Raw genomic sequence first — 25,868 nt, forward strand, 5'->3', positions numbered from 1 at the left:
GATCGGCGCAGTCGCTCAGTTCGGGTGGAACACGACCTTCACGCAGCCGTCCTTCTTGTCGCGGAACGTCTTGTAGAGGTCCGGACCGTCGGCGAGGTTGGTGGAGCGGTGGGTGATCATCGACGTCATGTCGATCCTGCCCTCCTGGATCAGCTTGGTCAGCGTCTCCAAGTAGCGCTTCACGTGGGTCTGCCCGCTTTTCATGGTCAGGCCCTTCTGGACGATCATGCCCATGTTGATTGGGATCGGGCCGCCGTAGACGCCCGGCACCGAGACGATGCCGCAGGGCCGCACCGCCTTGATCGCCTCCATCAGGGCATACGGGCGCTCGGTCGAGGTCAGCTTCTCCTGCAGCGTGTTGACGAGGCTGGCGACACCGTGGCCGGCGCTGGCCTCCATGCCGACGCAGTCGATGACGCCGTCGGCGCCCTCGCCCTTGCTGATCTCCTTGATGCGCTCGAACACGTCCTCCTTGGCGTAGTCTATGATGTCGGTGGCGCCGTACGTGCGGGCGAGCGCGAGGCGCTCCGGCACCGTGTCGATGGCGATGATGCGCTCGGCCCCCATGATCTTGGCCGACTGGATCGCGAACAGGCCGACCGGACCCGCGCCCCAGACCGCGATGACCTCGCCGCCCTGGATCTCGCAGTGCTCGGCCCCCTGCCAGCCGGTGGGCAGGATGTCGGTGAGGAACAGCAGCGACTCGTCATCGACGCCCTCGGGGGCCAGCATCGGCGCCACGTCGGCCATCGGCACGCGGACGTACTCGGCCTGCCCTCCGGCATAGCCGCCGGTAAGGTGCGAGTACCCGAACAGGCCCGCGGTCGGGTAGCCGAACTGCGCCGCCGCCATCTCGCCGTTGCGGTTCGAGCGCTCGCAGACCGACCAGTTCCCGAGGCGGCACTGCCGGCATTCGCCGCAATTGATGTTGAAGGGGACGACGACGCGGTCGCCCTTCTTGAACTTGGTGAAGCCGGGGCCGACCTCGACCACCTCGCCCATGAACTCGTGGCCGAGCACGTCGCCGGCCTTCATGGTCGGCATCTGGCCGTCCATCAGGTGGAGGTCCGAGCCACAGATGGCGCAGGACGTCACCTTGAGGATGATGTCGCGCGAGTCCTCGATCCGCGGATCGGGAACCGTGTCGCAGCGGATGTCGCCCTTGCCGTGCCAGCACAGTGCCTTCATCGAGATTCTCCGGTCGAGGGCGAAGCCATGTTCCTCCCGAGAGGAACGCGTTCGCGAACGAGGCTTCCATTGGGAAGTCAACCTCGTTGACGGGGGTTCCGTAGCGCCCGTCCACGTGCCGCAACGATTGCGGCCCACCTTCAAACCCACCTGGACCGCTGAATGACCCTTACCGTCGCCGGCGCGTTCACACCCGTGACCTAACCGTTACGGGAACCCCGATGTCGAGCCTGACCGAGCGCAAGACACGCCTGATCGTCCACGGCGACCGACCCTACAACGCCGAACCGCCCCTCGACCGATTGCGGGCCACCTACCGGACGTCGGCGAAGGATTTCTACGTCCGTTCGCACGGCGACCTGCCGGACCTCGACGAGGCAACCTGGCGCCTCACCGTCGATGGCGGAACCGGCACCATGCTTGAGTTGTCGCTATCGGACCTGCGTGCCCGCTTCCCCGAAACCGCAGTCACGGCCACGATGCAGTGCGCCGGCAATCGTCGCGCCGACATGCGAGCGGTCGCCCCGGTATCGGGCGACCCGTGGGACGCCGGCGCCATCGGCACCGCGGACTGGACCGGGGTACGGCTCGGCGATGTCCTGCGCGCGGCGGGGGTCGTCGAGCGCCTGGGCTTTTATGTCGCCCTTGAGAGCCACGACACGGTGGAGGGCCATCCCTACGGCGCCTCGATCCCGCTCGCTAAGGCCATGGCTCACGAGACCCTGCTGGCCTACGCCATGAACGGCGAGGCCTTGCTACCGGAGCATGGCTTTCCGGTCCGCGCTGTGGTGCCGGGCTTCGCCGGCGTGCGCAGCCCCAAATGGCTCCGGCGCCTGAGCGTCCAGAACCACCCCTCGGACAACCCGATCCAGGCCGGCGACTACAAGCTGTACCCGGCCGACGTGACCGCCGAGACCGCCGATCCTGCCAAGGGGCACACCATCGACACGATGCCGCTGAATGCAGCGATCTGCGAGCCCGGGTCCGGGGCCGCCCTCAAGTCGGGGAGCAACAGGGTCCGCGGCTACGCGGTGAGCGGGGACCGGGCCGTCGTACGCGTAAACGTCTCCGGGAACGGCGGCCGGTCCTGGGTGCAGGCCGAGCTCGAACACGAGGCCGACGCTCCGTTCGCCTGGACGTTCTGGAGCACGGACCTCGACCTGTGCCCGGGCGGGCATGAGCTCGTCGTGCGCGCCTGGGACGAGGCGGGGCAGACGCAGCCGGCACTGCCGGACGAGACGTGGAACCACAAGGGCTACCTGTGCGCCTGCTGGCATCGGGTGCGGGTGAACGTCACCTAGGGACGGGCGACCAAACGGTCAACGACCTTCGCCATCGTAAACGACGTCCCCGCCGGCGGTCGACCCAGCCCTGGTCATGCGTTCCATATCGAGTGCGACCCGTACAGTAGACGCCAACCGGTGACTGGCAGCGCCCCAGACGGTGTGACGATCCGATGTCACGATAGCCAGCCATTCCGACCCGATCGTCATGTCACCAACCAGCAATGCCGGTCACCACCTTCCCGCGAGTATCCGGTCCGCGGTGCGCAACGCGACCGCCTGGATCGTGAGCGAGGGATTCACGCCTCCAACCGTCGGGAAGACCGAACCATCGCAAACGTACAGGTTCGGGATGTCCCAGGACCGGCAATCGGCGTCCACCACCGAGGTGCGCCGGTCGGCACCCATGCGAGCCGTGCCGTTGAGGTGGCAGGTGTCGTCGCCCTGGTCCCAGACCTCGCGCCCGCCCGCGGCTGACAGGGCCTCGCGCATGAACTTCAGGGCGTGGCGGTTCAGCGCCTTGTCGTTGTCGCACCAGGAGTATGTGATGCGGGCCACCGGCAACCCGTACTGGTCCTTCACGTCCGAGAGCGTCACCCGGTTGCGCTCCTGCGGCATGTACTCGGAGACGACCTTCAGCCCGGCGACGTGGTTGTAGCGCTGCATCTCCGAGACGAGCGCCTCGCCCCACAGGCCGTGCGCCGAGGCCTGGGTGTTGGCCCAGAGCTGCGGTAGCGGCCCCTGGCTCATGTATGAGTATCCGCCGAAGAAGTCCTTGGCGAAGGGACCATAGCCCTTATCGTCGTAGTTCCAGTGCTCGCTGATCGCCAGGGAGGGCGGGCCCTTGTAGCTGCGGATCTCCTCGTTGAAGACGCCCCAGACCGCTTGGTTACCCTGAACCATGAGGTTCTTGCCGACGAGGCCCGAGGAGTTGGCGAGCCCGTCCGGAAACTCCTGGTTCGCCGAGTTCAGGAGGAGCCGGGGCGTCTCGATGGCGTAGCCCGCCACCACCACGTTCTTCGCCCGCTGGAACCGCCACTTCCCCTCGCGGAAGTAGTGGACGCCGGTGGCACGACCGTTCCTCGTCTCGATCCGCCCGACCATTGCGAGGTCGCGGATCTCGGCGCCGGCCTTCAGGGCGCGGGGCAGGTAGCTCACGAGCACGCTCTGCTTGGCGTTGGTCGAGCAGCCCAGGGTACAGAAGCCCCGGTACACACATGGTGGCGCGTCACCATGCGGAGCCGAGACCGTGGCGAGGGGCGTCGGCGTCCAGCCGATGCCCATCGCCTCGGCGCCCCGCGCCAGCACCTTGGCGGCGGCGTTAATCTCGTGCGCGCGGCGGTGGTAGCGCCGCCGGTGCGGCCCCCAGGGATAGTTGACCGGACCGGAGATCTTCAGATCGTCCTCGACCTGATCGTAGTAGCGCCACATCTCCCGCCAATCGAGCGGCCAGTCTGCGCCGTAGCCCATCAGGGTGCGGGTCTTGAACCATTCCGGTCGAAAGCGCAGGGCCACCATGGCGTAGTGGACGGTAGAGCCGCCCACTGCCTTGCCGGAATTGTTCGAGCCCATCTGCAGCGGGTTCTCGCCGTCGACGATGCGCTCGTCCGTCCAGTACAATTTGGACTGGTGGCTCTCGTCCGAGGCGAAATCCTCCAGCGGCCGGAAATACGGTCCGGCATCGAAGGCCACCACCGAGAGGCCGCCCTCCGCGAGCCGACACGCCAAGGTTCCGCCGCCCGCCCCGGTGCCGACGATGGCGAAGTCGACCTCCTCCTCGTCCCGGTGCTGGCGCATCGGCACCCATTCGCCGATCCGCATGACGTTGGGCGCGCGACCGTCGCGGGCGCGGGGATGGTGCTCCGGGTCGTCGCCGGGCGTGGCGTGCTTGGGGTTGTCGGCGGCGTTGCCGAGGCCGGGGATGCGCATCGTAGGGGAATCCTTATCGGCCAACCTGGAGATTCTCTTGGTAGGCCTCATCCTCGCGGCCGGGCTTGGCCTCGGCAGCCTCCCAGGGGTCGCGGCGGTCGAAATCCATGCGGACGTAGCCGCGCGGGCTTGCCGGGCCGCCCCAGCCGATCTCGTTCCAGGAGGTGGGGTGGGCGTAGTACGCCTTGACCACGTCGGCGAGGATGCGCTGGTGGAAGAACAGCTTCGAGGGCATGCCCTCCCAAACCGCGCCGGTCAGGTCGCCCTTCTCAGCAAGCTTCAGTAGCTCGTCCTGCGCCCAGGCGCCGAGTTCGTGGAAGCGTGCTCCGAACCGTGCCCTTGCCTCGCTATCGAGGGCCCGTAGTCCCAGGCGCCACGCATCACGCTCCTCGGGCAGTTCGGCGTTGCGGTAGCCATCGCGGGTATCGGTCGCGAGCTTATGGTCGACGAGGGCGGCCACTGGGACCGGATCCCCCCGGTCGGCGGGTTGCGGGACGATCCGCTCGGCCAGCGCTGTCATCGTCGACCATTCGATATCGTTGAAGAAGCGGCGCGTCTCGGGTCCGATGGCGAGCCGTTCCTCTAGGACCTCGCGGGTCTTGGCGTTCCAGGACGGGCCGTCGCGCTTCGCGAGCACGTCGTAGCCCGGATAAAGGTCCAGTCTCGAACGCATAATGATCTCTCGGCTCAAAAGCGGAAGCGGCTGCGTTCGATGAGTTCGAGGGCCGCGAGCCCCCCGAGCGCCACTCCCGAAAAGGAGGGCGGGGCCGGCAGCGGCGGCCCGTCGATGAGGTTCTGGCGCCAGTTGGCCCAGCCGCCCATCATCCGGGCGACGCCGTAGGCGTGGAGTGCAACGCCGCCGACGCCCATCGCCGACACCGCCCACATCCCCCACTTGGCGCCGGCCTGACTCGCTCCCTCCGGCTTGGTCGCGGCGCGGACGAGAAGGGCGGCGGCAAGCGGTGGCAGGGTGACGGGAACGAACATCGCCGGGTTCTGGAAAGCACCCCGGAAGTGGAGCAGCCCAGCCTCCAGAGTCGTTCCGGCGAGCATGCCCGCCGTGGCGACTGCCAGGGAACGCCCGGCCGGCAGACCGGCGAGGCGGGGCTCGTCGGGGTCGGCGTCGCGCACGCGCTCGGCGACCACCCCAAGGACGCCCGCCAGCGTCAGCGCCATCGGCGCGCCGATGGGGGCGGAATAGAATAGGTTCTGGAAGGAATACCCGCCCTCGCGCTTGCCGACGTTGTATGCGTGGAAGCCGAAGCCGATCAGCCCTGTCAGGCCGGCGAGCGCCTGCACCCCGTGCCGGACGCGGGAGCTGCTGGGGTCGGTGTCGCCGGCCCCGTGCAGGGACGCCGCCAGAGTGACGCTGGACACGACGATGGGCGTGTACATCGCCCGGTTGAAGAACTGGCCTCGGTAGTGCTCCAGGCCGGAATCGAACAGGACCGAGGCCGCAAGCATCGTCGAGGCGTGGTTCAGGCGCTGGGCAGCGCTCGCGGTGACCTCGCGCCCCCGTGGGCTGTATCTGCGGTTGCCGGTCGCACGCCCTAAGGGCTTTGAACGCCCGGCCGCGAACCAGGTCAACAAACCGGCCCCCGCTGCCACGGCGGCGAGAACCACCACCGGGTGGACTGTCGCCTCGACCCGTACGGGTGCGACACGACGCTTGACGCTGGCAGCGCGTCGTCCCGGTGCTTGGGAGGCGCGGTCAGACGGCATAGGCATCGGCATCCCGGATCTTGAGGGTGAGGCCGTGTCCCGGCCGGGTCAGGTCGGGGGTAATCACGCCGTCGCGCGGGACGGGCGCCCCGTCGAACAGCATCCGCTCGATGCGGACGTGGTCGTGGAACCATTCGAGGTGTCGGAAGCGGCAGGCGGCAACGGCCGCTGGGAGGTGCAAGGCGGGGGCGCAATGGCCGGACAGGTCCAAATGCGCCGCTTCGCATAAGGCCGCTACTTTCAGGAACCCGCTGTAACCGCCGCAGCGGGTTACGTCCGCTTGGGCCACGTCGACCGCCCCCACGTCGAGCAGCCCACGCAAGTCGTCCAGGGTATAGACGTACTCGCCCGCGGCGATTTCCATGCCGGCAGGCGCCGAGGTGCGGACGGAAGCCATCCCGACGGGATCGTCAATGGACACGGGCTCCTCGAACCACGCGACGCCGAACCGCTCCGCCACCTGCGCGGCGCCGATGGCGTGCTTTGGGGTGGAAGCGCCGTTGGCGTCGATGAACAGGCGCGCATCGCCGATGGCCGCCTTCGCGACCGCCATGCGGGCTGGGTCACGCTCGGAAGCGCTGCCGACCTTCATCTTCACCGCCCGGCAGCCATCCCGCTCGACCCATCCGGCAAGCTGCTGGCGCAATTGCTGGTCGTCGTAGCTCGTGAAGCCGCCGCTTCCGTAGATCTCCGCGTGTTCCCGCGCCTGTCCGAACAGGCTCGCCAGGGATACGTCGAGGAGGCGTGCCTTGAGGTCCCACAAGGCGGTGTCCAATGCCGAGATCGCCGTGGCGGAGAGCCCGGAGCGACCAAGGTTCCGCACGGCACCCCACAGCACGGCATTGGCCCGCGGGATGTCGAAGGCGGACAACCCGGTAAGACGCGATGCGAGCGTGCCTACAATCAAGCGCGCGACACTGGCGTCGGTGTAGCTGTAGCCGAGGCCGGTCTCACCACCGGCCTCGACATGGACGACGACAACCGTCGTTTGGTCCCAGGCGAAGGTACCGTCCGCCTCCGGCGCGTCGGTGGGAACGGTGTAGGCTCGCGCCCGCACCGTTCCGATCCTCGGATCGTCACGCATGCCGCGGAAGCCGTCCTACTTGCTGCCGGGCAGGACGGAACTCAGCACCTGACGCGCGGTGTCGACGAGGAGATGGCGCTCCTTCGGATCGCCCTTGCCAAGCATCGACATGAAGTTCTGCACCTGCTGGAAGGTGAAGAACGGCGGCAGCGGCGGCACCTCGGGGTCGGTCTTCACCTCCAGCACCACCGGCACGGAGCTAGCGAGGGCCTCGTCCCAAGCCGCCCCCATGCGCTGGGGATCGTCGACGTAGATGCCCTTCAGGCCGATCAATTCCGCGAACTTGTGGTAGGGCACGTTCGGGATGGTTTGGCTCGCCTCGAACTTCGGGTTGCCCTCCATCACCCGCTGCTCCCAGGTGACCTGGTTCAGGTCCTCGTTGTTGAACACGCAGCAAATCCAGGTCTTGTTGGACCAGCGGTGCATGTACTTCGCCACGGTGATCAACTCGGCCATGTTGTTCATCTGCATGGCCCCGTCCCCGACCAGCGCGATCACCGGCCGGTCGGGATGGGCTACCTTCGCCGCGATGGCATAGGGGACCGCGGCACCCATGGAGGCGAGGCCGCCGGAGAGCGAGCACATCTGGCCGCGGCGCATCTTCAAGTCGCGGGCGAACCAGTTGGCACAGGACCCGGAATCCGAGGTGATGATCGCCCGCTCGGGCATCCGCGGCGACAGCTCCCACGTGACGCGCTGAGGGTTGACCGGGTTGGCCTTGGCCATGGCCCGGTCCTCAGCCTCCTTCCACCAGGAAACCATCCCTTTCTCGATGCCGGTACGCCAGGAGCCGCCCTCCTTCTTCTGGTCAAGCAGCGGCAGCAGGGCGCGCAAGGTCTCGGCGGACTCGCCGCACAGCGGCACCTCCATCGGATAGCGCAGCGACAGCATCTCCGGAGAGATGTCGATCTGCACACCGCGGGCTTGCCCCTCCTTCGGCAAGAACTCGGCCCAGGGGAAGCCGGAGCCGATCATCAGCAGGGTGTCGCAGTCTTCCATCATGTCAGAGGACGGCTTGGACCCGAGCAGGCCGATGGTGCCGGTCACGAAGGGCAGGTCGTCGGGTAGGGCCGCCTTGCCGAGCAGCGCCTTGGCGACGCCGGCCTGCAACTTGTTGGCGACCGCGATGACCTCGTCGGTGGCGTGCAAGGCGCCAGCACCGACCAGGATCGCGACCTTCTTGCCGGCGTTCAGCACGTCGGCGGCGCGGCGCAGATCGGCGTCGAAGGGCACGACCTTCGGGGCGGTGTAGCCGACACCGGAGAAGGTGTTGCCGTGCTTGCGTACCGGCTCCTCGTAGGGAACGTCCTGCAGGTCGTTAGGCAGGATGATGGCCGAGACCTTCCGTTCAGCTTTGGCGATCCGCATGGCGCGGTCGACGATGTGGCGAACCTGCGCGGGCGAGGACGCCTGCTGTACGTAGGCCGAGACGTCCTTGAAGACGCTCGTGAGGTCAAATTCCTGCTGGTAGTGTGCGCCGTTGACGTTGCGCGCCTGCTGCCCGCAGATGGCGAGAAGCGGCACGTGGTCGAGATGGGCGTCGTACATCCCGGTGAGCAGGTGCGTCGCGCCGGGACCGGAGGTCGCCATGCAGACGCCGACCTCGCCGGTGAACTTGGCGTAGGCCGCGGCCATGAACGCCGCCATCTCTTCGTGGCGGACCTGGATGAACTCGAACGGCAGGTCGTTGCGCTGGAGGGCGCCGAGCAGGCCGTTGATGCCGTCGCCGGGATAGCCGAAGATCTTCTTCACTCCCCACTCGGCCAGGCGCTTCCAGAAAAAGTCGGCGACGGCTTCAGCCATGTCGGGTCCTCGGCGATGGGTATCAGTGCCGCCCGCTTGGCGCATGTGGTCGGGGGCGGCATGGGATGGAGCCTGCGTGTACCGGCACACGGCTCCCTTCGTCCGAGGCCAACCTCGCGTGAGAACCCGGGTTCCTAGGAGTTTCCGAAGCGTTCTGACGATGCCGTGATCTCATCCCGATCTACCGGGCGGCGAGGTCCAGGGCGTACAGGTGCTGTTTGGACGTGATGAACAGCCGTCGCTGCTCTGGGGAGAAGCAGAGGTTGGAGCACACCTGGGGCGTCGGGATCAGTCCGAGCCGGTGCCCCTCGGCGGAGAGGACCTGGACCCCTGCCTCTGAGCTCGTCCAGATCCAGCCGCGATAATCCACACGGAAGCCGTCCGGCACGCCGGGCTCGATCTCGGCGAAGACCCGCGGTTCGCCCAGGGTTCGGTCAGCGAGGACAGGATAGGCGTGGATCGTGTGCCCATCGCCGCCCTCGGTCCGTGAAGTGTCGCTGACGTACAGGGTGCGCCCATCCGGCGAGAAGGCCAGCCCGTTCGGTTGGCCGAGGTCGGCCATGCGCCGAACGGAGCCGTCCGTCGGGTCGAAGCGGTAGACGCTGTGATGGCCCAGGTCGGACGCGGCCAACACCCCCTGCCTGGGTAGCCGCAGACCGTAGGCTGGATCGGTGAACCAGAGGGCGCCGTCGGCGCTGCAGACCACGTCGTTCGGAGCGTTGAACCGGCGGCCCTCATAGGTCTCAATGAGGGCCTCGTAGCGTCCGTCCGGGGTCGTGCGTGACAGGCGGCGGTTGCCGTGCTCGCAATGGACGAGGTTGCCGTCGCGGTCGACCGTGTTGCCGTTGATGAACGGGGTGGCGTCGATGACGACCCGCACGCAGCCGTCTGCGTGCCAGCCGAGCACCCGGCGGCCCTCGACGTCCGACCAAGCCAGGATGTCCCGTGCGGGCCACCAGGTCGGCCCTTCGCTGAATACTGCCTGGTCGTAGAGCGAGACGAGGCGGGCATGGTGGGGCAGGACCTCGGTGAAGCGCGGGTCGGACGCCCGGGGTGGATCGACGTGGGGGACGGGCTCGGGCGGGCCGGGGCGCCGCAGCAGGTTCGACGCGGGTTCGGCGTTCATGATCCCTCCCGGAACGAAATCGGTGAGGCCTCCGAGTGAGGCATGTCTCGGACAGCTAATCCCGTTCGGTGGATGTCGTTCTCCCGCCATCCCCGGCTTACTCATCGGGTACTGCGGGATGGACACGTGGCCGTCGAAGGCCATGGGTCGAGGATGACGCCGAGCCGTTCGATGTCCCTACGCAACCGGCACGGCAATGTTGACGCGTCCGTGCCACCTGACCTGCGCTGGGGAGTCCGCGGGACCGATCCCGAGGTGATGTTCGTACGATCCCCTCGGACGGGATCGACTCGGCTGGTCACGACGGCCACCCGTCCGCCGATGCCGAGATCCATTTGTGCCGCTTCGCCAGCGTGGGGGGAGGACCGCATCTCGGCAGGTGGGAGCGATGAATGGGGAGTTCGGTACCCGTAGGGTTCTTGGGGCCTTTGGGCATCCACCGACATGCCGACATGATGCATGTCCGACGTTCGGGCGTCCCCGCCCCCGGACAGCCACAAGCCTGCGCCGCCGCGAGCCACGACGGACCGGCGCCATCCCGCCGAAGAATCGGGGCCAGGAACCTTCGAGGCCTAAACTTGGCGGAAGGAACCTCCCCTACGCTCCACAATTGCCGCCTCGACATCACGGAGCAGAAGCATGGCAACGAGCAGCACCCCGCGCACTCACCAGACCCGCAACAACACCAATTCCAACGCCAAGAGGGTGTCCATCGACGCCCTGAACGCGCGGCTGGCCGACGGCATCGACCTCGCGCTCGCGATCAAGCAAGCCCACTGGAACCTCAAGGGACCGCAGTTCATCGGCATCCACCTGATGCTGGACGGCTTTCGCGCCGAGATCAGCGACCTCAACGACAAGGTCGCGGAGCGGGCGGTTCAGCTCGGCGGCACGGCGTTGGGGACGGCGCAGGTCGTTGCGGACGCGACGAAACTGCCGGCCTACCCGACCGGGATCTACGCCATCGCCGATCACGTCGCCGCGCTGATCGACAGCTACGCCGCCTACGCCAACGCCGTACGCGAGAACATCGACGAGACGGATGAGGCAGGCGACCCCGACACGGCGGACCTGTTCACCGAGGTCTCCCGCGCCGTCGACAAGCAGCTCTGGTTCCTCGAAGCCCACGTCCAGGAGCCGACGGGCCAGATGCGGGATGGAGACGCTCGCAACTGAGGAAAGCCCCGCCTCTCCATGTCCGACCCAACGGAGGGGCGGCCAACGGCCATCAATCCATATGGTCGTGTCGGCCGAGGCTTCTTGGCCGACACGAGGTTCACCAGCGGTGGTACGGCGCGATGCCGACCAGGGGGTAAGACGACCTCCCGGCACCGGTCGGCGTGCGAGAGGTCGGCGACCCGGGCAAGCGTCCGGTCCGTCCCCAATCCCGGCGACGCCCCGATCCTGGCCCTTGCCGTTCAGGTCGGCGAGGGCAAGGCTCGCCGCCTCCTCGTCGAAGCGGCGTGCAGTGGTGTCACCGATGCGGGATGCGACACCGGCGACCAGGACGACCTTGGTCGAAAAACGTGAGATATCGATTCCTGAAATTGGGCGCCGGGCAACCGGCCCGACGCCTTGACGAAGGGCGGCCTCAGGCGCTGCGAGCCTGGTCAGGATGGTGTCCTTCGGCAAACTCCTCGACGATCTTGGCGCAGAAGGCGGGCAGGTCCTTCGGGTTGCGGCTGGTGACGAGGCCCTTGTCGACCACAACCTCCGCGTCGACCCATTCCCCGCCCGCGTTGCGGATGTCGGTCTTCACGGTAGAAAACGAGGTAAGCTTGCGGCCCTTCACGACGTCGGCCTCGACCAGCGTCCAGGGCCCGTGGCAAATGACGCCGACGGGCTTGCCCTGCTGGAAGAAGTCCCGGACGAAGCCGACCACGGCCTCGCTGCCCCGGAGCTTGTCGGCCCCGACGCTGCCGCCGGGGATGACGAGCCCGTCGAAGGACGAGGCGGACACCGCATCGATGGCCTTGTCGACCGGGTACTTCCCGGCGGGGTCGAGGTCGTTGTTGACCGTCTCGGCCTCGCCCGCCTCAAGCCCGACCACCGTGACGGCCGCGCCGGCCGCTAGCAGCGCATCCCGCGGCTTGGTGAACTCGGGCTCCTCCGTCCCCCGGGGGGCGATCAGGATGGCGATGGTCTTTCCCTGAAGGGTCATCGGTTCTTCCTCTCTGCGTGGCTTGGAGATGGGCCGGCTCAGGCCGGGATGCTCTCGGGCGAGGCAGTGTTCTCGGCGGTCACGCCGTTCTCCCGATGGCGGAAGTCGCTCAGCGCCTGGTAGACCTGGAGACGAGCCCGCATGACCGAGCCGAGCGGGCGGTGGGCGGCAAGGCTGTGCGCCGGGCGAAAGGTCATTACCTCGTCAAAGTATTGTACCCGCTCCGGCGAGTAGGCGTCCTGGCGCGGCAGGCGGACCGTGGCCACCGTGCGGTAGGGACTGACCGAGACCGGCCAGTCGACCGAGGCGTCCTCGATGGGCTGTTTCTTGGCGTCCGCCCAGAGCTGCGCCTTGAGCTCGAACACCACGTCGTTCTCACGGAAGAAGGCGAGCGCGGCATGCCGAAAGCCGTTCTCGTCCTGGCGTGGGTTGAGGCGCCATTCGGAGAGCGAGCGCTGGGCATCGGTCGCCGGCACGGCCCCGAGCTTGGCGACGTAGTCGCCGAAGCGCACGGGCGCTTGGCTGAAGTAGCTGTCGGCGAGCGGGTGGCTGTAGGGATGCCCGAAGAAATCGGCCATCGCGCTCTCCGTGCCGAAGGCGTGCAGCACCTTGTTGAGGTTGCGCGCGGTCGAGGAAACGGCGCTCTTCAAGATCTCCGGAAGCCCCGTCGACTTGCCGATGACGGTGCCGTCCCGCAGGAACCCCGCCGCCGTGCCCGACGGGAAGGTCGTGCCGGTCGCGAGGACGAAATCCTGGGTGTCGACGTCGTGGCCCGGCAGCTTGTCGCCGCTCACGCCGAAGACCTTGATGGACATGCCGCGGTGGGTCGAGACCCTGTCGCCCAGGGTCTCCCCCGGCCCCTGCGCCAGGCGCACCGCGACGGGGTACGTCCCCGGGGTTGCGAACAGGCCCTGGGCCAGCTCGGGCGGCAAGCCGGGGGCGACCGTCAACTCGCCCGTCACGCAGGCGGAGCTCTTGGCGTGGCTGGCGCGGACCGCGTGATGCTCGCGCTTCTCCACCGTCTGCGACTGCTGGGTCATGCCCTGGATGATGCCGTCGATGGTCTCCTGCTCGTCCGGGGCGGGCCGCTCGATTTCGGGGGCGTAGCGCAGGTAGGTCATGCCGGTCTTTCCCGTGCGCCTCGGCCACCGGGTGAGCCGAAGGCGTTCCGTTCCCGCCCCGCCTCAACGTCGTGGGACCGCGGACCCCACGGGGACCGCCTCGGGACGAGCATGCCGGCAACGCGGCGTTCCCGACTTCGTTCACGGGCGATTGAGTGACCCGCAACCCGGAACGTCGGCCGCTTCGACCGGTTCTGTCGAAGACCGACGAAGGACATCACACCTTGCAAGCACCCGTCCGATACAGCCCCGACGTCGAGCATGTGCGGCCCGACGAGGGCCGGACCATCGAGCAGCTCAACGAGACGTTCGACACCATCCTGGAGACGGTCGCGAACGACTCCGGCCACGCCGTCCGCTCGGTCCACGCGAAGTCGCACGGCATCCTGGAGGGCACGCTGACAATCGATGCGGGGCTGCCGCCCGAGCTCGCCCAGGGGCTGTTCGCCAAGCCGGGCGAGCACAAGGTCTACATGCGGATGTCGACGAACGCCGGCGACATCCTGCCCGACGCGGTTTCCCTTCCGCGCGGCCTCGCGATCAAGGTCCTGGACGTGGCCGGGGAGCGCCTTCCCGACGCGGAAGGGACGACCCAGGACTTCGTCATGGTGAACGGCCCCGTCTTCCAGGCGCCGAACGCAGAGAAGTTCCTTGGCAGCCTCAAGCTGCTGGCCAGGACCACCGACCGGATCGAGGGCGTGAAGGTCGCCGCCTCCACCGTGCTGCGCGGGGTGAACAAGGCGCTGACCGCGGTCGGCATCGAGAGCCCGACCCTGGGCTCGCTCGGCGGCGCGCCGAACGTCGACCCGCTCGGCGAGACCTACTACAGCGTAACCCCGTTCCGGTACGGCGATCACATCGCCAAGTTCTCTGTCGCTCCCGTCGCCCCGGCGCTGACGGCGCTGACCGGCACCGAGATCGACGCCTCCGGCCGCCCGGACGCGATCCGTGAGACCGTGCAGGCCGAGATGGCGGGCATCGAGGGCGTCTGGGAGTTCCGGGTGCAGCTCTGCCGCGACCTTGAACGCCAGCCGGTCGAGGACCCGACGGTGCCGTGGGGCGAGGACGAGGCGCCGTTCCAGCGGGTCGCCACCATCACCGTGCGCCCGCAGGACAGTTGGGACGCCGGGCGCGTCGAAGACGTGGACGAGCGCATGCGGTTCGCGGTGTGGACCGGGCTCGCGGCGCATCAGCCGCTCGGCAACGTCAACCGCGCCCGCAACGCGCCCTACAGGCATTCGGCGGAGTTCCGGCAGCGCTTCAATGGTTGCCCGATCCACGAGCCCGCTGCGGGGCGGTGAGGCTCCTCGATCCGGGAATGCATTTCGCTCGCTGCGAAGGGTGAGCCTTCTCGCGTGGGAGGCCTCGAACCTTCGGCCAGCCATCGGCACCGTCAGGCGACCCGGAGCGCGCCACTCCGTTGGTCGAGTGAGCCGGGTCCGTCGAGGTGGGGATGTCCACGCAACCGATGTCGGTCAATCCGCTCGGGCGTCGGTGAGCCTTGGCGCCGCCGCTTTGTCACCGCATGGGGCGCCATGCCCGTCCCGGAGCGGGTGGCGGGCATCCTCCCTGTCACCGCCATAGACGAAGGAGTGGATGCGTGGAGCGAGCCGCGAACCTCACGGCGGACGACTTCCGAGCCCTCGCGGACGCGCTGCCGCAGATGGCCTGGGTCGCCGAGCCGGGCGGCGACATCATCTGGTACAACCGGCGTTGGTACGACTACACCGGCACCACCCTCGAACAGATGCGCGGGTGGGGCTGGCGCGACGTCCACCACCCCGACCATGTCGAGCGTGTGGTGGAACGCATCGGCGAGGCGTTCCGGACTGGCGAGCCCTGGAAGGACACTTTCCCGCTCCGCGGCGCCGACGGCAAGTACCGCTGGTTCCTGTCGCTGGCTCAACCGCACCGCGGGCCGGACGGTCGCATCCTGCGCTGGTTCGGGACCAACACCGACATCACCGAGCGCAAGGGAATGGAACGCCGGCTCGCCCGGCACGCCATCGACCTGCGCCGCTCCAACGAGGAACTGGAGCAGTTCGCCTACGTCGCCTCGCACGACCTGAAGGCTCCCTTACGCGGAATCGAGAACCTCGTCGGGTGGATCGAGGAGGATCTGGAAGGGTCGCTGACCGGCGACGTCCAGACGAATATGGAGTTGCTGAAGAGCCGGGTGCGTCGGCTGGACAGCCTGCTCGACGACCTCCTGGCCTACTCGCGGGCGGGACGCGGCGAGGCCGCCGTCGACCGGATCGACACCAGGGCGCTCGTCGAGGAGCTCGCGGTCCTGGTCAGCCCGCCCGAGGGGTTCACCATCACGGCGGATAACTCCCTCCCGACCATGCAGGCGGCTCGGGCGCCCCTCACCCAGGCCTTGCAGAACTTGATCGGCAACGCCATCAAGCATCACGATCGGCCGGCCGAGGGGCACATCCGGGTCGAGGCCAAGCCGACGGGGGACGCGGTCGAGTTCGTCGTGACCGACGACGGCCCAGGCATCCCTGAGCAGTTCCGCGAGCGCGTCTTCGGCATGTTCCAGACGCTCAAGCCTCGCGACGAGGTCGAGGGCAGCGGCATGGGGCTGGCCATCGTGCGAAAGCTGGTCGACCGGCACGGCGGCAAGGTCTGGCTTGCGGACGGGGCGGACGGGCGGGGGTTGGCGGTGCATTTCAAGTGGCCGCTCGACGGCCGGAAGGGACAGGCGGATGGGCTCGACGGTTAACATCCTGCTGGTCGACGACGACGAGGTCGACGTCCAGGGCCTCAAGCGCGCCTTCAAGAAGAGCAAGATCGGCAACCCGATCACGGTCGCGCGCGACGGCATCGAGGCGCTGGAGATCCTGCGCGGCGGGGACGGGCGCGAGCCGCTGTCAAGGCCGCACCTGATCCTGCTCGATCTGAACATGCCGCGCATGAACGGCATCGAGTTCCTGGAGGCCGTGCGGGCTGACGAGTACCTGCGCTCGGCGGTGGTGTTCATGATCACCACGTCGAAGGCTGACGAGGACCGGATGCGCGCCTACGGGCACAACGTCGCCGGCTACATAGTCAAGCGCGACCCGGCCAACACCTTCATGGAGGCGGTGGCGCTGCTGGAGCACTACTGGAAGGTCGTGGAGTTCCCGGCATAGCCATCTCGGTGGCGAGCCCGACCCGCATCCTGCTGATCGACGACGACGCGGTCGACCGGGCGGCCGTGCGCCGCGCGCTGGCCAAGTCCGGGCTCGCGCACACCCTGGCCGAGGCGTCCGGAGGCGACGAGGGCCTGCGCCTCGCCGCGGCGGAAACCTTCGACTGCGTGCTGCTCGACTACCGGCTGCCGGGCATCGACACCTTCGCGTTGCTGAAGACCTTGCTGGCGGCCGAGGGGCGGGCCAGGGCGGTGCTGATGCTGACCGGCGAGGCCGACCCGGACCTCGCGACCCGGCTGATGCGGGCCGGCGCGCTCGACTACCTCGACAAGGCGGAGGTCACGCCCTCCGGCCTGGCCCGTGCGATCCGCTACGCCGCGGCCAGGCAGGCCTTCCAGGCGGAGCTCGCCGCGGCGCGCCGCGAGGCGGAGGCGAAGTCGCTCGAACTCGACACCCTGAACCGGCAGAAGTCCCTCCTGTTCTCTATCATCGCCCATGACCTGCGCAACCCGTTCCAGGCGCTGCTCGGCCTGTCCGAGGTGCTGGGAAAGGCCGTCGCGGCGCGCGACCCCGCCTCCATCGAGCGCCGGGCGAAGGGCATCCACGAGGCGGCGACGCAGGCCTACGCCTTGCTGGAGAGCCTGTTCTCCTGGGCGAGCCTGCAGATGGACACGATGGCGGTGACCCTGACCGACGTCGACCTCGGCGCCGTCGCGACCGAGGTGATGCAAGGTGCGGCCGAGGCCGCCACCGACAAGGGACTGAACCTGGAAACCTCCTGCGGCGGGGTCGTCGTCCGGGCCCAGCGGGACATGCTCACCACGGTGCTGCGCAACCTCGTCGGCAACGCCGTCAAGTTTACGCTCCCCGGGGGGACCATCACGCTTGCCGGCCGGAGCGACGGCGGGGATGTCGAGATCTCGGTCGCCGACACCGGGGTCGGCATGCCGCCGGGGAAGGTCGACGACCTGTTCCGGTTGGACCGGCGGACGACGACGAACGGGACGGCGGGCGAGCGCGGGAGCGGCCTCGGCCTGCTGCTGTGCCGAGACCTCGTCGAGCGCCAGGGAAGCGTGTTGACCGCGAAAAGCGTCCTCGACGGAGGAACGACCTTCAGTTTCGTGCTCCCGGCCCCCGCAGCCACGACCGGCATGTCCACCACGACGGGGATAGAACCTGGCGGCGGCGTCCATGACGAAAAGCGGACGCCCGCCGGTGGGGACGCCCGCAACGTTCCGAGTCGTCGCAAACCTGGCCGCAACCGGGGGTCAGTCGGCGGGTTGTAAGGCCGGGTGCATCGCTCGATCCGGGCCATCGCGGGTTCTGGAAGCTGCCGGTTCGGGTGAAGGGGTGTAGAGTTGTCGCGGCGAGTGGATGTAAGCCTGGGCGGGGTAGACCTGCGTCTCCTCTTAGCCGCGGTTGAGGCTACCGGGGAGGCGGTCCTGATCACTACCGCTGTCCTCGACGAACCCGGCCCCGCCATCCTCTACGCCAATCCCGCCTTCACACGTCTTTCCGGGTATGCACCCGACGAGGTCGTCGGGCGCTCTCCCCGCTTCCTCCAGGGGCCGGGGACGGAACGGGCCCCACTCGACGCGGCGCGGAAGTCCCTGCTCGCCGGCGAGGCCTTCCAGGGCGAGGCGCTCAACTATCGCAAGGACGGCTCGACCTACCGGGTCGAATGGCTGATCACTCCGGTCAGGGACGCCGACGGGCACATCACCAACTGGGTCTCGGCCCAGCGCGACGTCACCGGGCGCCGAGCTTTCGAGGACCGCCAGGCCCTAATGGTGCGCGAGCTCCACCACCGGGTGAAAAACACGCTGGCTACCGTGCAGGCCGTGCTGAACGCCACCATGCGATCCTCGGTCACGATGGAAGAATTCGCCCGGGCGTTCGGCGGCCGCATCCTCTCGCTCGCCAGGACGCATGCGCTGATCACCGAGGACCAGGCGCAGGTCGCCTCGTTCGAGGGCCTGCTCCGCGCCGAGCTCGACCCTTACGACGAGGGAGGAAGGGTCACGTTGAACGGGCCCAGCCTCAAACTCCCGTCCGAGCTCGCGGTGCCGGTCAGCATGGCCCTGCACGAGCTGACCACCAACGCCCTCCGGCATGGCGGGCTGTCCCGCCCGGGCGGGAGCGTCGAGGTGACTTGGGGGGTCGAGGATGGCCCGGACGGGCCGTGGCTGGCCTGGACATGGACGGAGCATGGCGCACCGCCGCCGACGCTTCCCTCCCGCACGGGGTTTGGGACGCGTCTGCTGAACAAGATCCTCACGGCCCAGACGGCGGCGAAGGTCGATGCGTGCCACCAGGCCGACGGGCTGCGGATCGGCGTCCGCATCCCGCTCCCCCGCGCGTGAGATGCGAGCCCCAAAGCCGTGACGACCTGGCGGATTGTGTGAACAGTTCACACAGGCGATAGGACCGTCGTGGCCGCACGCCGATCCGTCACCATCTCGCTCAGTCCGGAGCTGCACGCCGTCGCCGAACGGTTGTTGGCCTCGGGACGCTACGGAAACTTCAGCGAGGTCGTCCGCGCGGCCTTGCGCCTGTTGGACGAGCGCGAGAACGACTTTCGGGACCACCGGAACGCCCACTCGACCGTTCACGCGGTAAGCCGCTGAGATTATGCGTACCAAAGACAACTCCCCGCGCGGCGGCGAGGCCATGCGTGCGGCGGTCCCGCGGCGAGACCGGTCCGCTCACCCGCGCGTCATGGACTTCGGCCTCCCCGGCTACCCCGGAAGCGCCGCGCCCGGCCCCGGCCACCTCGAACCGGCGAGGGCGGTGCCGACGATGCCGTTCCCTGTCGACGCCCTCGCGGCCCTCGTCCGCGGGATGACCGAGGAATGACGCTTACCACGCGCATCGTCCTGCTGATCCTGCTCGCCCTGGCGCCGGCGCTCGTCATCCAGGGCTATAACGAGTACGCGCTACGCGCCTCCCGCGACGAGGCCGTGCGAGCCGACACCGTCGCCACCGCGCGCGCGGTGGCCGATGACCTCGCCCAGGTCGCCGACACGGTCCGGCAGTCGCTCGACTTGGTCGCCCGCGACCCGCGGGTGCTCGCCCTCGATCCCGCCGCGTGTACCGACTACCTCCGCGGCGCCGCCACCGATCTGCCCCACCTCAACCTCCTCGCGCTGACGCGCCCGGACGGGACCGTCGTATGCAACAGCATCGGCTCGCCGCCAGGGTCCTACTCGAACGCCGGCCGGGCCTACCATCGCGCCGCAATGGCCAAAAGTGGCTTCGCCATGGGCGGCTATGCCCGCGGGGTCGCCACGGGTAAGGACAGCGTCCACTTCGCCAAGCCACTCCCCGGGCCCGACGGCGCGGTCGCCTCCGTCCTCGTCGCTGCCGTCGACCTCGACTGGTTGTCGCTGCACCTGCAGAAGGACCTGCGGCTTCCGTCGACCACCTTGACCGTCGCGGACCCTGACAAGGTCATCATGATCCGCCGGCCCGACGGGCAGGAGTGGGTCGGCAAGCCCATTCCCGGCGAGCGACAGAAGATCCTCGCGGAACGCGGCGAGGGCGTACGGGTCGACCTCGGCATCGACGGACGCGAGCGCGTCCTCGCCAACGCCACCCCCAAGGGACCGGCCGCCGGGGTCTGGGTCACGGTGGGGCGCGACCGGGACGTCGCCTTCGCGGACGTCGACGCTGCGACCCGCCGCGGCTTGGTCCTCATCGGGCTCGGCGTCCTGCTCGCACTCGGCGCCGCCCTCCTGGCCGCACGCTTCTTCATCCGCCGCCCGTTCGACCGGTTGCTCCGAGCCGCCGCCGCGTGGCGTGAGGGGGACCTGTCCGCCCGGATCGGCATGACCCGCGGCGACGAGTTCGGTCGTCTTGGGCACAAGCTCGACGGCATGGCCGCGAGCCTGCAGCGCAACGAGGCCGACCTGCGGGACGAGATCACCCGGGGGCGCGAGATGCAGGAACGGCAGGTCACGCTGCTGCACGAGCTGAACCATCGGGTGAAGAATACCCTTGCCACCGTCCAGGCCCTCGCCCGTCAGGCGAGCCGCGGCGGCGAGGCTCCGGGGGAGCGGCTGGAGGCGCGCATCCTGGCGCTGTCGAAGACCCACGACCTGCTCACCCGGGAGGACTGGTCGGGCGCTCCCCTGCACGAGGTGCTTGAGGGCGAGATCGGCCCCTACCGCGACGGCCCCGACCGCTTCGCCGTCGACGGGCCACATATCGACCTCCCGGCCCGGCACGTGCTGTCGCTCGGCATGACGATCCACGAGCTCGTCACGAACGCGGCCAAGCACGGCGCGCTGTCGGTAGAGGATGGGACGGTGTGCATTACTTGGCGGACGACGGTCGACGACGTCGGCGCGCGCCGCCTGTGCCTGGACTGGGTCGAGGAGGGCACCCCGTCGGGCGGGGCGCCTGGGCGGCCGGGTTTCGGGTCGCGCCTGATCCGCGCCAGCGTGGAACGCGAGCTCGACGGTCGCGTCGCCCTCGACATGGGAGCCATGGGGCTGCGCTGTACGCTCGACGTGCCGTTGGCCGCCAGCGCCGGCATGCTCGAGCCCCATCGGTCGTCCGCGGCCCACTGACGACGGTGCGACGGCAAGGCCGACGCGAAGCCATACGAGTTCCATGGCCCGTTTCGCGGCATGGCGACCGCCAACGGTTCGGACGGGCGGGCCCAACTTTCGCCGGGGAATCGGCTACAGGGAACCATGCCCGCACGACGCCACCTTCAGCATGTCATCGAGAGCGCCATCGACTTCGGGGTCGTGGTGACCGATCTCGACGGCATCGTCACGGACTGGAACGCAGGGGCGGAGGCCATCTTTCGCTGGCGACGCGAGGAGATCCTCGGTACGCCGGCCGACCGTCTCTACACCGAAAGGGACCGAGCCGCCGGAATACCGGCGACGGAGATGCGGACCGCCCTCGCCGAGGATCGGGCGGAGGACGAACGGTGGCACCTCCGCCGCGACGGCACCGAGTTCTGGGCTTCCGGCAAGTTGATGCCGCTGCGCGGCGATGACGGCAGCCACCGCGGCTACGTCAAGATCGTGCGCGACCGCACCGGCCAGCACGAGGCGGGCCAGCGGCTCCGTCGGACGGAGGACCGCTTTAGGACGTTGCTTGAGACGGTCGAAACCGCCTTCGCCATCGTCGAGGTGAAATTCGACGTCGACGACCGGCCGGTGGACTACCGCTTCCTGGAGGCCAATCCCGCCTTCGAGCGACAGGCCGGCGTCAACCTGCGCGGCAAGTGGGTCACCGAGTTCGCGCCCAACCTTGAGCGGTTCTGGTTCGAGACCTACGGGCGCGTCGCTTCGACCGGCGAGCCGGCGAACTTCGAGAGCTACGCGGAGGCGTTCGAACGCTGGTTCGACGTGCGCGCCATCCGGGTCGGCGACCCGGCCGAGCGGCACATCGCCATCTTCTTCAACGACGTCACAGCCCGCAAGCGTGCGGAGGAGGAGCTCCGGACGCTGAACGACACGCTCGAACAGCAGGTCCAGGAGCGCACCCTGGAGCTCAACACCCTCTGGAACACCTCGCCCGACCTCCTGCTGGTCATCGGGTTCGACGGCGTGTTCCGGCGCGTCAACCCGGCCTGGACGACGATGCTCGGCTACGCGCCCGAGGAACTCGTCGGCCATCACGTGAACGAGTTCATCGTTCCCGACGACCGGGCCGGGACGGCGGATGCGAACGCCCTCGCCGCCGTCGGCGGCCAGCCCCGCATCGTCAATTGCTACCGCCACAGGGACGGCTCCCTCCGCTGGATATCCTGGGTCGCTGCGCCCGCCGGCGACTATGCCTATGCGACGGGGCGGGACGTCACCGTCGAACGGGAGCAGGCAGAGGCACTGGCCCAGACCGAGGAGGCCCTGCGCCAGTCCCAGAAGATGGAGGCGGTCGGGCAGTTGACCGGCGGCCTGGCGCACGACTTCAACAACCTGCTGGCCGGCATCTCCGGCTCGCTGGAACTGATGCAGGCCCGCATCGGCCAGGGACGGCTCGGCGACCTCGACCGCTACATGACCGTCGCGCAGGGGGCGACCAAGCGGGCCGCCGCGCTGACCCACCGCCTGCTCGCCTTCTCGCGCCGGCAGACGCTGACGCCCAAGCCGACGAACGTGAACAGCCTCATCGCCGGCATGGAGGAACTGATCCGCCGGACCATCGGTCCGCAGGTCGCCCTGGAGGTCGTGGGGGCCGCGAGCCTGTGGCCGGCGCTGATCGACCCGGGCCAGCTTGAGAACGCGCTGCTCAACCTGTGCATCAACGCCCGCGACGCCATGCCGGACGGCGGTCGCATCACCATCGAGACGGCCAACAAGTGGCTGGATCGACCGACCGCGGTCAGGCACGATGTCCCGGAGGGCCAGTACCTTTCGGTGTGCGTGACGGATACCGGCACCGGCATGTCGCCGGAGGTGGTCGCCCGGGTGTTCGAGCCCTTCTTCACGACCAAGCCCATCGGCCAGGGCACGGGCCTCGGTCTCTCGATGATCCACGGCTTCGCCAAGCAGTCGGGGGGACAGGTCCGGATCTACACGGAGGTCGGGCAGGGCACGACCGTGTGCCTGTACATGCCGCGCCACTACGGCGACGCCGATACCGACGACGCGATGCCGAGGCTAACCGAGGCTGCCCGCGCCGGGCGGGACGAGGCGGTGCTGATCGTGGACGATGAACCCTCCGTGCGCATGCTCGTCACCGAGGTTCTGGAGGATCTGGGCTACACGGCCATCGAGGCGGCCGACAGCGTCGCGGGCCTCAAGGTGCTGCAGTCGGACGTACGCCTCGACCTGCTGGTGACCGACGTCGGCCTGCCGGGTGGAATGAACGGGCGTCAGATGGCCGACGCCGGGCGGGAACGGCGCCCGGACCTCAAGGTGCTGTTCATCACCGGCTATGCCGAGAACGCGGTGCTCGGCCACGGGCACCTGGAACCCGGCATGCAGGTGCTGACCAAGCCGTTCGCGATGGAGGCTCTCGCCTCGCGGATCAGGGAACTCATCGCGGAGCACTAGCCCCGGCGCCGGACCGGGGCTTGCCGCAGCGGGTCAGATCCCCGCGTACCAAGCGTAGCCCTGGTCCTCCCAGTAGCCGCCCTTGCCCTCGCCGATGCCGGCGAAGCTTTCCACGACCTCGATGCGCATCACGTACTTGGCCTGCTTGTAGCCGAGGTTGCGTTCCACCCGCAGGCGCAAGGGCGCCCCGTTCGCCACCGGCAGCGGCTTGCCGTTCATCTCGTAGGCCAGGATGGTCTGCGGGTGGAACGCGTCCACCAGGTCGATGCTTTCGTAGTATCGCACCGGCTCGGATGCCGGCTCGGCATCCGCGGCCTGCTGCCCGCCGGAGTCGCGTTTGTCCTCTCCACCACCTGACTGCTTCGTCATGGCCGGGTTGGCGTTGCCGCCAGCCTCCTGGCCGCCCGGGTCGCCATCGTTCGGCGCATCCACGCCGTCGTCCTCGCCCTGGTCCATCGTGTCGGCACAGTGGAACACGACGTAGCGCGCCTCAGGCTTGAGCTTGGCCTGCCCCAGAAGGTCGGCCAACGGGACACCCGTCCACTGGCCGATGGCGCTCCAGCCTTCGACGCAATCGTGGCGGGTGATCTGCGTCCGGGACGGGAGCCTGCGCAGCTCCGCCAGCGAGAGCTTCAGCGGCGTCTCGACCAGCCCGCCGATCTCCAGGCGGTAATCCGCGAACTTGCGCCGTGCCAGCGTCTTGTAGGCCTTGTCCGGTGGGTCCTCGGTGCCGTTCGGCTTGAACCACGGCGAGATGTCGGCCTCGGCGTACTCAGGGGCCAACGTCCGCTCCGTCAGCAGCAGCCGTTGGACGAACAGGTTGGCGTCCTCGCCGGTCTTGAGCGTGCGCCGGAACCATTCGGCCTCGCCGAGGCGGTCGCATCCGCCGAGCATCGCGGTGCCAGCGGCCGCGGTGGCACCAAGCAGGAGGGACCGTCGGCTGGGCTGCCGGATCATGCGCGGTCCTCCAGGTTGTCGGCCACCGGGGCGGGCTCGATCCGGCGCTCGATCACGAACCAGCCGGTGAGCATGCCGCGCATGTTGTTCCAGAAGCCCGAGAGCACGACCAGGGCTACGTGAACGACCACGAAAAGGACCAGCAGGGCGGCCACGACGAAATGGACCGTCCGCGCCGATTGCCGCCCGTCGAACAGCGTCAGCAGGAACGGGAAGGCCGCGTCCATGGCCGGAGACATCGTAAGGCCGGCCAGAACCTGCACCGGCAGCAGCACGAACAGCACGACGGCGTAGGTGAGCTTCTGAATGACGTTGTAGCGCTTGGCCTCGTCGCCGTGCGGAAAGCGGAGCGTCAGGTGCTCCCACATCGAGGCGCCGAGGTGCCGGACCTGATCGCGCTGCGGGACGACGCGGAAGCGCAACTGACCGCTGAGCAGGCCGTACATCAGGTAGAGGGCGCCGTTCAGGACGAAGGCCCAGGCGAAAAAGAAATGCCAGCTGCGCCCGCCGGTGAGGTCCTGGTCGCTGGGGAGCGTCAGCCAGGACGGGAAGCCGCGATCGGCCGGCTCGCCGTCCGCGCCGGCGGAGGAGCCGAGCCAGCCGGTCGTGTCGAACGTGCGGCCCAGGACCGTGGTGACGCCCTTGGGCGGGTCGTCCTCGGTCGAGGTCATTGACAGCAGTGGACGGTCGAAGGTCGAGACCTTGCCCCAGTACAGGGCCGGGTGGGCGTTGAAGATCTGCAGGCCGCTCATCAGCAGCACGAGCAGGCAGAGCGCGTTGAGCCAGTGGGTGATGCGGATGACGGCGGGGTGCCGGAACATCCAGCGCCGATGCTCAACCTCGCCGGTGTCGGGGGCGGAGCGCGTCAGGTAGGTGCGGGGCACGTAGGCAGCATATCCTGGTATGCGCGGGGCGCGGCGACCGACCCGCAGGCCGGGCCGCCGCGTTCGGGATGGCCGCTTACATGCGGTTCATCATCATCTTCCGCTTCATCATCCGGCGCTTCATCATCTTCTTATGCATCATGCGCTTCTTCATCATCATGCGCTCGCTGCTGCTCATCCGAACCTGGGTCACGCCGGCCGGGGTGGCCTGAAGGCCGTTCGGGCCCATCGGGGCGGCGGAGGCGGCACCGGTTCCGAGCGCGAGGCCGCCGAGGACCGAGGCGGCGAGGGCGAGGGTGGTGATCTTCATTCGACGTCTCCTGTACGGGGAAGGAATACCGTTCGCACAAGGAGGCAAGACAATTATCTTGCTGCAAGTTCCTGATTTCACGAATAAATTACGCCCGCCCGGTGATTGTCGGGCGCAACTTTTCGGGCGCCGGGGCCGGGCCCCGCGCCA

General features: G+C 68.6%; 23 protein-coding genes. 11 read left to right on the forward strand and 12 right to left on the reverse strand.

Translation table 11 applies throughout. The features are described 5' to 3' along the window. Positions 1-15 precede the first annotated feature (15 nt). Complete coding sequence (locus tag AAHF99_RS09445) at positions 16-1,188, reverse strand: zinc-dependent alcohol dehydrogenase (RefSeq protein WP_342163964.1); 1,173 nt, start codon at positions 1,186-1,188, stop codon at positions 16-18. 221 nt (positions 1,189-1,409) lie between these two features. Here AAHF99_RS09445 and AAHF99_RS09450 point away from each other — a divergent pair, with 221 nt between their 5' ends. Then, positions 1,410-2,489, forward strand: a complete 1,080-nt coding sequence (locus AAHF99_RS09450; protein WP_342163965.1) for a molybdopterin-dependent oxidoreductase — start codon at positions 1,410-1,412, stop codon at positions 2,487-2,489. Positions 2,490-2,702: 213 nt separating this feature from the next. Here the strand turns inward: AAHF99_RS09450 and AAHF99_RS09455 are convergent, their stop codons facing one another. The 6 genes from AAHF99_RS09455 to AAHF99_RS09480 form a co-directional block, all read right to left on the reverse strand. Continuing rightward, complete coding sequence (locus AAHF99_RS09455; protein ID WP_342163967.1) at positions 2,703-4,400, reverse strand: GMC family oxidoreductase; 1,698 nt, start codon at positions 4,398-4,400, stop codon at positions 2,703-2,705. Between the two features lie 13 nt (positions 4,401-4,413). Then, a complete protein-coding gene (locus AAHF99_RS09460; RefSeq protein ID WP_342163968.1) occupies positions 4,414-5,073 on the reverse strand; it encodes a gluconate 2-dehydrogenase subunit 3 family protein in 660 nt (219 codons plus the stop codon). Positions 5,074-5,087: 14 nt separating this feature from the next. Further along, entirely contained in the window at positions 5,088-5,864 is a 777-nt protein-coding gene (locus AAHF99_RS09465) for a hypothetical protein (protein WP_342163969.1), read from the reverse strand. A gap of 247 nt (positions 5,865-6,111) precedes the next feature. After that, entirely contained in the window at positions 6,112-7,206 is a 1,095-nt protein-coding gene (locus tag AAHF99_RS09470) for an enolase C-terminal domain-like protein (RefSeq protein WP_342163970.1), read from the reverse strand. A gap of 15 nt (positions 7,207-7,221) precedes the next feature. Continuing rightward, positions 7,222-9,009 carry a thiamine pyrophosphate-requiring protein gene (locus tag AAHF99_RS09475; protein WP_342163971.1) on the reverse strand — a complete coding sequence of 596 codons (1,788 nt, stop codon included), beginning with the start codon at positions 9,007-9,009 and terminating at the stop codon, positions 7,222-7,224. A gap of 181 nt (positions 9,010-9,190) precedes the next feature. Beyond that, on the reverse strand, positions 9,191-10,135 hold the full coding sequence (locus AAHF99_RS09480) for an SMP-30/gluconolactonase/LRE family protein (RefSeq protein WP_342163972.1): 945 nt from the start codon (positions 10,133-10,135) through the stop codon (positions 9,191-9,193). A 639-nt stretch (positions 10,136-10,774) separates the two neighbouring features. Between AAHF99_RS09480 and dps the strand changes: the two genes are divergently transcribed. Further along, the gene (gene dps / locus AAHF99_RS09485; protein WP_273560961.1) at positions 10,775-11,311 is read left to right on the forward strand and encodes a DNA starvation/stationary phase protection protein Dps; all 537 of its coding nucleotides are present in this window, start codon (positions 10,775-10,777) and stop codon (positions 11,309-11,311) included. A gap of 415 nt (positions 11,312-11,726) precedes the next feature. Here the strand turns inward: dps and AAHF99_RS09490 are convergent, their stop codons facing one another. Continuing rightward, entirely contained in the window at positions 11,727-12,296 is a 570-nt protein-coding gene (locus AAHF99_RS09490; RefSeq protein ID WP_342163975.1) for a type 1 glutamine amidotransferase domain-containing protein, read from the reverse strand. Positions 12,297-12,334: 38 nt separating this feature from the next. Further along, complete coding sequence (locus tag AAHF99_RS09495) at positions 12,335-13,417, reverse strand: catalase family protein (protein WP_342163976.1); 1,083 nt, start codon at positions 13,415-13,417, stop codon at positions 12,335-12,337. A gap of 224 nt (positions 13,418-13,641) precedes the next feature. Here AAHF99_RS09495 and AAHF99_RS09500 point away from each other — a divergent pair, with 224 nt between their 5' ends. The 9 genes from AAHF99_RS09500 to AAHF99_RS09540 all read left to right on the forward strand — a co-directional run bounded on the left by AAHF99_RS09500 (position 13,642) and on the right by AAHF99_RS09540 (position 23,567). Then, positions 13,642-14,718 (forward strand): catalase family protein, encoded by a 1,077-nt coding sequence (locus AAHF99_RS09500; protein WP_342163977.1) that lies wholly within the window; start codon positions 13,642-13,644, stop codon positions 14,716-14,718. Between the two features lie 299 nt (positions 14,719-15,017). Further along, positions 15,018-16,142, forward strand: coding sequence for a sensor histidine kinase (locus tag AAHF99_RS09505; RefSeq protein ID WP_342163978.1), 1,125 nt, complete (start codon positions 15,018-15,020; stop codon positions 16,140-16,142). Next, complete coding sequence (locus AAHF99_RS09510; RefSeq protein ID WP_342163979.1) at positions 16,126-16,551, forward strand: response regulator; 426 nt, start codon at positions 16,126-16,128, stop codon at positions 16,549-16,551. The genes AAHF99_RS09505 and AAHF99_RS09510 overlap by 17 nt, the downstream gene beginning before the upstream one ends. A gap of 8 nt (positions 16,552-16,559) precedes the next feature. After that, positions 16,560-17,837 (forward strand): hybrid sensor histidine kinase/response regulator, encoded by a 1,278-nt coding sequence (locus AAHF99_RS09515; protein WP_342163980.1) that lies wholly within the window; start codon positions 16,560-16,562, stop codon positions 17,835-17,837. Positions 17,838-17,921: 84 nt separating this feature from the next. Then, positions 17,922-18,914 carry an HWE histidine kinase domain-containing protein gene (locus AAHF99_RS09520; protein ID WP_342163982.1) on the forward strand — a complete coding sequence of 331 codons (993 nt, stop codon included), beginning with the start codon at positions 17,922-17,924 and terminating at the stop codon, positions 18,912-18,914. Positions 18,915-18,983: 69 nt separating this feature from the next. Continuing rightward, positions 18,984-19,178 carry a type II toxin-antitoxin system ParD family antitoxin gene (locus AAHF99_RS09525; RefSeq protein ID WP_342163983.1) on the forward strand — a complete coding sequence of 65 codons (195 nt, stop codon included), beginning with the start codon at positions 18,984-18,986 and terminating at the stop codon, positions 19,176-19,178. Positions 19,179-19,182: 4 nt separating this feature from the next. Further along, on the forward strand, positions 19,183-19,407 hold the full coding sequence (locus AAHF99_RS09530) for a hypothetical protein (protein ID WP_342163984.1): 225 nt from the start codon (positions 19,183-19,185) through the stop codon (positions 19,405-19,407). Next, positions 19,404-21,122: a sensor histidine kinase gene (locus tag AAHF99_RS09535; RefSeq protein WP_342163985.1), complete on the forward strand. Its 1,719-nt coding sequence runs from the start codon at positions 19,404-19,406 to the stop codon at positions 21,120-21,122. Before AAHF99_RS09530 ends, AAHF99_RS09535 begins: the two co-directional genes overlap by 4 nt. A gap of 126 nt (positions 21,123-21,248) precedes the next feature. Then, complete coding sequence (locus AAHF99_RS09540; RefSeq protein WP_342163986.1) at positions 21,249-23,567, forward strand: hybrid sensor histidine kinase/response regulator; 2,319 nt, start codon at positions 21,249-21,251, stop codon at positions 23,565-23,567. A 33-nt stretch (positions 23,568-23,600) separates the two neighbouring features. Here the strand turns inward: AAHF99_RS09540 and AAHF99_RS09545 are convergent, their stop codons facing one another. The 3 genes from AAHF99_RS09545 to AAHF99_RS09555 all read right to left on the reverse strand — a co-directional run bounded on the left by AAHF99_RS09545 (position 23,601) and on the right by AAHF99_RS09555 (position 25,718). After that, positions 23,601-24,524: a molybdopterin-binding protein gene (locus AAHF99_RS09545; protein ID WP_342163988.1), complete on the reverse strand. Its 924-nt coding sequence runs from the start codon at positions 24,522-24,524 to the stop codon at positions 23,601-23,603. Then, positions 24,521-25,408: a cytochrome b/b6 domain-containing protein gene (locus AAHF99_RS09550; RefSeq protein WP_342163990.1), complete on the reverse strand. Its 888-nt coding sequence runs from the start codon at positions 25,406-25,408 to the stop codon at positions 24,521-24,523. Before AAHF99_RS09550 ends, AAHF99_RS09545 begins: the two co-directional genes overlap by 4 nt. Before the next feature lie 76 nt (positions 25,409-25,484). Continuing rightward, positions 25,485-25,718 (reverse strand): hypothetical protein, encoded by a 234-nt coding sequence (locus AAHF99_RS09555; RefSeq protein ID WP_342163991.1) that lies wholly within the window; start codon positions 25,716-25,718, stop codon positions 25,485-25,487. Positions 25,719-25,868: the final 150 nt, after the last annotated feature.

It is taken from the genome of Methylobacterium litchii (assembly GCF_038442315.1).
Taxonomy (GTDB): Bacteria; Pseudomonadota; Alphaproteobacteria; order Rhizobiales; family Beijerinckiaceae; genus Methylobacterium; species Methylobacterium litchii.